Genomic DNA, 8,442 nt, shown 5'->3' with positions numbered 1-8,442 from the left:
CGAAGCTGGACTGGGAGGTCGAGCTCGGCGTCGTGATCGCGCGGCGGACGCATCGGCTTCGCTCGCCGGAGGAGGCGGCCGCTGAGGACGCCGAGTTCCACCGCCGCATCGCACTCGCCACGCACAACGCGCTGTACGTCGCTCTGCTCGAATCCCTGAACGCGGTGATGATGCCGATCCGTGAGCACAGCCTCGAGCTCGAGGGACGGCGCGAGCGCACTCTCGCCCAGCACGGCGCCGTGCTCGACGCCCTGCGCGCCCGCGATCCACGGGGTGCGCGCGCCGCCATGGGTGGGCACCTCGATGACTCGCGTCAGTACTACGAGCCGGTGGACGGGACGGAGCCCTCGTGAACGCCCTGATGGGACGCACCGCAATAGTGACCGGCGCAGCCTCGGGCATCGGTCGTGCCACGGCGCAGCGTTTCGTCCGCGAGGGCGCGAGGGTCGTCTTCGCCGACCGCGACGTCGACGGGGCCCGGGAGGCTGCGCAGGAGAGCGGCGGTTCGGCCCGCGCCGTCCGCATGGATATCGCGGACGAGGCGTCGGTGGCCGCCGCCTTCGCCGCAGCCGGGCCGATCGACATCGTCGTCGCGAACGCGGGCGTGCAGCTCATCGGTTCGGACGCGCGCGTCGGCGATCTCGACCTCGAGGTCTGGCGGCGCACGCAGGACGTCAACCTCACGGGGACGTTCCTGACGCTGAAACACGCGGTGCGCGCGATGACGCAGCGCGGCGGATCGATCATCGTCACGGGCAGTCCGACGGCGCTCAACGGCGAGGGAGCCGGGTTCGCGGCCTACAGCGCCTCGAAGGCAGGCGTGCACGGCCTCGCCCGCACGGCGGCGGCCGACTATGCAAACGTCGGAATCCGGGTGAACGTGGTCGTACCGGGACACGTCCTCACCCCGCTGGTGTCGGGCATCGTCGAGGACGAGGCCGCGCGGGCGGCGATCCTCTCTCGCATCCCGATGCGGCGCGCCGGCGACGTCGCCGATATCGAGGGCATCATGGTCTATCTCGCCGGAGACGAGTCCCGCTATGCGACCGGATCGATGTTCGTGGTCGACGGCGGGATGACCACCCTCTGATGCCTGCGCTCAGCTCGCGATGCCCGCACCAGCCCGCGGTTCACGGGCACGAAACGCGCACGGTGTGCCGCCCAGAACGGAGGACCTGAGGCTCAGTGCCGGGGAGCCGCAGTATGGCTTCGGCTCCGACGGGAACAGTCGCGTCGAGCGCGATCTCGTGGCCCTGACGCCTCCAGTGCACGGCAGCGGTTCCGAAGGCTGTCGACACCGACGCCTGCGCCTCCAGAATCGAGGTCACGGCGGGTGCGATCTCAAAGATCCGATACCCCGGGGCGACGGGGCGGATGCCGGCGACATCGTGATAGAGCCAATCGTCGACCGTTCCGAGGAAGTAGTGCCCGCGCGAGCGGGATGCCAGCGCCCAATGCTCCCACGTCGTCGTTGCGCCATGCTCCAGCCAGAAGCCCCAACTGGGATACGAGGTCTGCAGAGCAACTCTCAGGGCCGTTTGAGCATGTCCATGCCTGCTGAGCATCGGCAAGAGGTACTTCGTACCCAGCGCGCCAGTGTTGAGGTGGAATCCCCGCGCTACGACGTCGGCCGCTACGGCATCCGCCACCGCCTGCTCTCGGCCTGCGGGTATCAGCCCGAAGGCCAGCGCGAGGACGTTATGCGACTGCCGGAACTCCCCCTCTTGCTCGCCGCGGACGATGTTCCGGTCCGGATCGAAGAAGCGCGCACGGAATGCCGCGGCGATGCGATCGGCGTGTGCACGGAACTCGTTCGCGAGGCCCGTGCGGCCGAGCGTCTCCGCCGCACGTGCCACGGCGACCATCGTCTGATGCAGGAAGGCTGTGGCCGGCACTCGCGAATCCTCCGGGGGGTTACCCCCGCCCGGAGAAGCATCCGGCGCTACCCAGTCCCCGAGCGTGGTCGCAGCGATCTCAGCGTCCGCGCGCTCGAGCTCGAGCCGCGCGTGTCTCACCAGGGTGTCGAGATGGGTGGCCATGGTCCGCTCATCGGCGGCATAGAGATACAGCCACCATGCGATCAACGGCATCGCCGCATTCCAGGTCGGAGTCGATCCCCAGTCATAGGACCAGCCGCCGTGCGGAGCGATGACACGAGGGATGCCGGTGTGCCGCGCGGTCGCGGCGATGTCAGCCGCCCATTTGGCCAGCAGCTCATGCGCATCGAAGTTCAGCAGCATCAGCTCGGCTCCCACCATGCCGTCTCCCGTCCACCCATTCTTCTCGAACGTGGGAGTATCGGTGGGGATGCCGTGCAGGTTGTTGAGCACGGTGTCCACGACGATGCGATGGATGTCATTCAGCAGCGGTTCCGAGCTGCGGAAGGAGCCCGCCGGCTCGACGTCGGTGTGCACGCACTGGGCGGAGATGGAGTCCGCAGTCAGCGGATGATCGTCCGGCCATCCGGTCAGCTGGACGTATCGGAAGCCGTAGTAGGTGAACTTCGGGGCCCACTCCTGCCGCTCGCCCGTGCCGGCGAACTCCACCTGAGCCGTCTGAAAGCGGCCGTCGTAATAGGAGTGCGGGTCGTCCGTGTTGGCCGTGCCGTCCGCGCGCAAGCTCTCGGCGTAGCCGATCTGCACCGAGGCCTGCGTCACCGGCGCCGCAGCGACGGTGACCCACCCCGCTATGGTGCGGGAAAACTCGACGAGGTAGGTGCCCTCGCCAAGCCGCGTGACGCAGGACGGCATGAGCGATTCAGCGACGACGATCGGTGGCTGCCGCTGACGCCGCAGTTCGCCGCGCGGACCCGACACGACGGCGGCCGGTCTCCAGCCGGAATCGTCGAATCCGACCCGGTCGACCCCCTCCACGACCCGTCGGAAGTCGAAGGACTCCCCGGCGTAGAGATCATCGAACGTGGTCGGTCCGTCAGCGGTGCGCCACGCTTCGTCCGTGGTGAGGACGGTTCGCGTGTCGTCCTCGTGAGAGACGATGAGGACTGCTCTCGCGCACGGTTCTGCATGCCATGGAGAGCGCTGCCACTGCCAGGTGTTGGCCGCAGTCATGCCGTAGAAGCCGCGGCCGAGTTCGAGGCTCACGGCGTTGCGCCCCGGCCGCAGCAGCTGTGCCACCTCTGTGGCGTCATACTGCACCGTGCAGTCGTAGTCGGTGAATCCCGGTGCGAGGACGCCGCGCGGCGCATGCCGGCCGTTGATGCGAACGTCGGCGTACCCTCCCGCGGCCACATAGAGCTGGGCGGAGACGATCGGAGCGGGAAGGACGAACTCGCGGCGCAGGAGCGGAGCCGGATGTGCGCCGGGGGACGCCGGCTCCGAATGACCCCCGATCCACATCGCCCCGCCCCAGTCCTGCTCGCGGAACAGTCCGGTCCGAAACGACGCCCGTGCGCTTGCTTCTCCGGCCGAGGTCACCACGGCGATCCGCCACCGGTAACCGGTGCCGGCCAGGAGTTCCTCGCCGTCGTAGTCGGCTGACCGGGCGTCGGAGGACGTCACTGGCCCGGAATCCCAGACCGTCTCCGCACCGGCCGGCGCAACCCTCTCGACCGTCAGACGGTAGGAGACCTGCTGCACACCGTTCTCGCTCGCCTCGACGATCCAGGAGAACCGGGGTCGCTGCACGTCGATCCCGATCGGTTCCGTCACACCCTCGACACGGAGACGCCGGACGCTAGGCATCGTCGCGCTCTACATCCCGGTTCATCACGGTGTCGACTCCACAGCGCCCTGAACGATCATGGCTGCGCCGCGACGCCCGCCGTGGCCACGAGGTCGTTCGCCGAGCGCAAGACGTGCTCGGCGACGAACTCCGACGGGTCCAGTCCCGGGCGCGCACGGACCATCACCTCGACGCTCTCCCCCGGCAGGAGCGTCAGCAGCGCGGCATCCGCGTGCGCCGACCGGTCGACCTTGTCAACGAGGAGCGTGAGGTCCTTCACCAGCCCGGTGGCGGTGACATGGACACGGTACCCTCCGTCCACCTCCTCGGCGCTCGCATCGATCGGCGCGGCTTCGAGGGCAAGAGCGGGATCTTCGACGAAATACCAGAACGCGCGCTCTCCGGTCGACGCGGTCACGACGAGGAACTCTGAGGCGCCATCCTCCGGCGTCGCGACGTCGGCCGGGACGACGAGCGCGCTCGCCTCCCGCGCGTCGACCTCGAGCGGCATCGTCTGCTCGGCCAGCACGGTTCCGTCGAGGGCTCGGCGTTGCATCGTGACCTGGGTGGAGACGGCTTCTGGCGCGTCATTGTGGAAGCTTGCGATGAGGCCGCCCTCCCTGGGCTGCACGGTGAGGAGCCGTTCGCCATACACCCGCTGCAGAGCGTGCCACAGCGGTTTGCGGTGGCCGAGGCTGTCGACGGCAGCCCACGAGACGACCGGCCAGCAGTCGTTGATCTGCCAGACGATCGACCCCTGGTTCAGGGGAAAGAGCGAGCGGAAGTGCTCGATTCCGAAGCTCACCGCTCGGGCCTGGTTGAGCTGAGTGGCCCAGTGCCAGTCCTCGTACGAGCGCGGCTCCGGCAGGTGCTCGCCGAGCCCTCGGCGGAGCTTCTCGTTCCCGTCAGTCGCCTTCTGGTGCACCAGCATGTTCGGTCCGAAGGGGTCTCTCGGCTCATCGTGCACGGCGTACTCGAGCGTGGACCACGCCGGAGGCCCCTGAAAGCCGAACTCGGAGACGAAGCGGGGGCGATAGTCGCGATAGTGCGAGTAGTCGACCTGATTCCAAACGTCCCAAATGTGCATCGTCCCGTGCGCGGGGTCGTTCGGGTGCAGGTACGGGCTGAACGAGAAGGGGCTTCCCTCGGAGTAGGGCGTGTTCGGCGCCAGCTCGGCGACGAGCTGGGGGAACAACTCGGTGTAGTACCCCTCACCCCAAGTCCTGCCGTCGAGAGGCGTCCGCCAGTTCCAGTCGACGTAGCCCCAGATGTTCTCGTTGCCGCCGTTCCAGACGACGAGGCTGGGATGCACAGTGAGGCGGATGATAGCCTCGGTGGCCTCCGCCTCGAACTCATCCCACAGCGCCGCATCCTCGGAGTACGCGGCGCAGGCGAGGAGGAAATCCTGCCAGACCAGGATGCCGTTCTCGTCGCAGAGATCGTAGAAGTCATCCGATTCGTAGATGCCGCCACCCCAGACGCGCAGCATGTTCATGTTCGCCTCGAGGGTGTCGTCGATGCTCCGCTGCAGCGTCTCGCGGGTGATGCGCGGGAAGAACACGTCGTCCGGGATCCAGTTCGCACCCCTGATGTAGACATCCTCTCCGTTGATGGAGAAGCGGAAGGCGCTGCCGTCGGGGTCAGGTGCCACGTCGAGCGACACGCTGCGGAACCCGATACGGCGGCTCCAGCGGGACAGCACCGTGTCGCCCTCACCCAGCTCCACGTGCAGCGGATACAGCGTCTGTGAACCGTGGCCGCGCGGCCACCACAGCTCAGCACCGGGAACGTTGAGCGTCACCGTCGCCGCCGTCTGGCCGGGGAGGACCTCCATCGTCGTGTGGGCGCCGGCGACGTCGAACGACAGCGTCGCCGGCTCCGCCGCGTCGTCTGCCCATTCCACCTGCACGTGGGCCGTCAGCGTCGGCTCGCCGTCGCGCACGTCGACGAGCGGGCGGACCGAAGCGATGCGCGCCGTCGACCAGGATTCGAGGCCGATCGACTTCCAGATGCCGACGGAAGCGAGGTCCGGACCCCAGTCCCATCCGAAGTTGCACGCAGCCTTTCGGATGGCGTTGAACGGATGCGTGTAGGAATGCGGACGCTCCCCGAGCACGGCTTCCTGCTCCCGCGCGTACTGCACGGGAGAGCGGAACCGCACGACGAGCTCGTTGGATCCGGGCTGCAGCAGTTCGCTCACGTCGAAGCGATAGCTGCGATGCTGGTTTGCCGTGTCGGCGACCGGACTGCCGTTGAGCTCGATGTGGGCGACCGTGTCCAAACCTTCGGCGACGAGGTCGTGGCGGCCCGAGCCGTCATCGACCCAGTCGAACGCGGTGCGGTACTCCCAATCGCTCTGGCCGATCCACTGCAGAGCGGCCTCGGCGTCGTCGACGAACGGGTCTGTGATGAGGCCGGCGGAGAGAAGGTCGGTGTGCACGACGCCTGGAACGGTGGCCGCGATGCCGGCACGCAGCCGCTCGGCCAGGTCCGCGGGTGCGGTCTCCGTCAAGATGCGGGCCGTCCACCCGGTCGTCAGGTCGTGATACGTCATCGTTCCTCTTCCTCGGCAATGGGGTAGGTCGACAGTAGTCAACTTCCTAACTTAAGTAAAGTTAGTGGGCCGGCGAACCGTCGTCAGGTTCTTCCCACGCCACCGTCAGGGTGCCGGTGACCGCGGTCAGGATGCATGTGCCGTCGGCGTCGATCGAGAACGCCGCCTCGTCGAGGAGCTCGCCGTCGACGTCCAGCCGGACACGCCCGCGGTCAGTCGGCGGCAGGTGAAGAGTGACAGCCGCTTCTCGGAGCCCGCTGATCCTCATCCCACGCGTCATCCATGCCGGGTACGGCGCGATCTCCCGACAGCGGATCATGCCGACGGCGGACTGCTCGACGAGGACTCGGCACTCCGCGTGGATCGACTTCGGCAGTTGATAGTGGCCGACGCCGCCTTCGAGCCAGCACTCCTGATGGTTCAGGATCGGCACTCCGGCGGGAAGACGCAGCCGCACTCGCGAGGTGGTGTCGGTCAGGTAGCCGCTGAACCAGAACGCCGACCGGCTGCGGTGCAGACCCAGCACCGCCCGGCCGGACGAGGGGCGGCGCAGCTCGTGAGAGACCAGATACCCCGCCATACCGACGAGGTCTCGCAGCAGCACGCCGGGGGTGACGAACCGATCCGGATCGTGGGGCACCTGATCCGGAACCCCGCGCTCGTCCGGCTCGGCGAACGCGTGGGGCGAGGAACCGCGTACCCACATCGCCGCGCCCCCGCCCCACGAAGGGTCACGTCGAGCCGTGGCGTAGACGCGCTCGCGTCCTGCCTCGTCGCGAACACGGACAGTGGCCTCGGCGTGCGGATCGACGATGCGGACCGCACCGATCCCCCCGTCAGAGAGCAGCTCGATGTGACGGAGCACACGCGGCATCTCGCCCTGCTCACTCGTGTCACTCTCGACGTCGGTGAGCAGCAGCAGGTCACCGGCGAGGGGCTGCTCACCGTTCTCCACGCTGAGGCCGAGCAGGTGGGCTCCGCGAGCACTCAGCCTCGTCGGCGCTCCGTACACGACGAGGGATCCGCCGGCGCTCACGTGGTCGACGAGCTCCGCGCTGATCGCTTCGGTCATGGCGCCGGCCGGCACGAGGAGAGCCCGACCGGCCAGTGCACCTGCGCGCAGTGCGGAGCCGAGGTCATCGGTGCTGACGACGGTGCTCACCGGCAGCCCCGCGTTGAGCGCGGAAGTGAGGAGCCAGTCCTCGAAGTAGGGCTGACCCAGCGATGTGTCGGCCTGGTGATACTCGCGAAACGGATAGACCCAGACCAGCGGTCCCGCCTCATCGGGTGTGGATTCGAGCGCCGCGAGGATGTGCCCGCCGACCTCGCGCCCGACCCGCTCGTCAAGGACTCCGTGAGCGGTGTCGATCGACAGGATGTTGACACTCGACGGTGTCTGCACACGGCCGAGGTCGTCGACGCGCGAGACACCGAGCGGCAGGTAGATGTCGAACGGCTCCCGGTTGTAGAAGTCCCACCACGGCTGCTGCCAGAACCAGGGGTCGTTCGCGTAGAAGCGGTAACGATACCCCGGCGACCCGGCCGGCAGCATCGCGATACGCGACAGGAAACCGGACATCTCGATCCCGAAGTCCTCGTTCAGCGGCCCCCAGGGCGAGTTCGGCGGGGGCGACTGGAAGTGGCCGGCTTCGTACAGCTCCAGCGCCGGCACGGCGTCCGAGCCGATGTCGATTCCGGCCGTGTGGTTCGTCCCGCGGACTTCGACGGGGAGATGGAAGTGGCGTGCGAAGTCCTCCCAGAACGAGAGTGACTCCCGTCGCAGCGCGTCCGCTCTGTGGTCGTGGAAGGCCCGGCCGTCGAAGCCGGCACCCAGGTCCGTCCAGGCGAAGGCGCTGAATCCGAAGCCGTTGGACAGCCACAGGTAGTCGAAGCCCATCGCCGTCGCGTAGTCCTGGGCCTGCCGCCCCAGGAACTCCCCGAAACTCGTGCCCCCCGGGATGCCCTTCGGGTAGGCCGCATACGGGCGGTCGTCAGCGCGCAGCGAACTGGAGTGCCTCAGCATCTGGATGATCGGTCCTATACCCACGTCCTCACCGCGCGCGACGACTTCGGGGTGACGGTCGAACTTGAATGCGGACGGTGCGAACTCGGGCCCCGGGTCGAAGGTCGCGCCCACGCTCGTCGGGATGCCGAACTCCTCGGTGCCGATCTGCTTGATGACTCGCACAAGGCGGGCGATGGCGGCG

The 8,442-nt window shown here is 68.0% G+C and carries 5 protein-coding genes; 2 read left to right on the top strand and 3 right to left on the bottom strand.

Annotation, left to right across the window (positions count from 1 at the left end):
• On the top strand, positions 1-353 hold a 353-nt coding region (locus tag ACWDR7_RS11075), incomplete at its 5' end, for a FadR/GntR family transcriptional regulator (protein WP_449854949.1).
• On the top strand, positions 350-1,090 hold the full coding sequence (locus ACWDR7_RS11070) for an SDR family NAD(P)-dependent oxidoreductase (RefSeq protein ID WP_234000611.1): 741 nt from the start codon (positions 350-352) through the stop codon (positions 1,088-1,090). The genes ACWDR7_RS11075 and ACWDR7_RS11070, both read left to right, overlap by 4 nt.
• Before the next feature lie 40 nt (positions 1,091-1,130).
• On the opposite strand, the gene ACWDR7_RS11065 is transcribed toward ACWDR7_RS11070, so the two are convergent.
• The 3 genes from ACWDR7_RS11065 to ACWDR7_RS11055 all read right to left on the bottom strand — a co-directional run bounded on the left by ACWDR7_RS11065 (position 1,131) and on the right by ACWDR7_RS11055 (position 8,372).
• Complete coding sequence (locus tag ACWDR7_RS11065; RefSeq protein WP_449854948.1) at positions 1,131-3,701, bottom strand: family 78 glycoside hydrolase catalytic domain; 2,571 nt, start codon at positions 3,699-3,701, stop codon at positions 1,131-1,133.
• Between the two features lie 56 nt (positions 3,702-3,757).
• On the bottom strand, positions 3,758-6,235 hold the full coding sequence (locus ACWDR7_RS11060; RefSeq protein WP_449854947.1) for a glycoside hydrolase family 2 protein: 2,478 nt from the start codon (positions 6,233-6,235) through the stop codon (positions 3,758-3,760).
• Between the two features lie 61 nt (positions 6,236-6,296).
• On the bottom strand, positions 6,297-8,372 hold the full coding sequence (locus ACWDR7_RS11055; RefSeq protein WP_449854946.1) for a hypothetical protein: 2,076 nt from the start codon (positions 8,370-8,372) through the stop codon (positions 6,297-6,299).
• Positions 8,373-8,442: the final 70 nt, after the last annotated feature.

The organism is Microbacterium sp. NPDC003461 (assembly GCF_053588335.1).
Note: the sequence above shows the minus strand (reverse complement) of the source record. Positions and strands in the feature narration are given on the sequence as shown.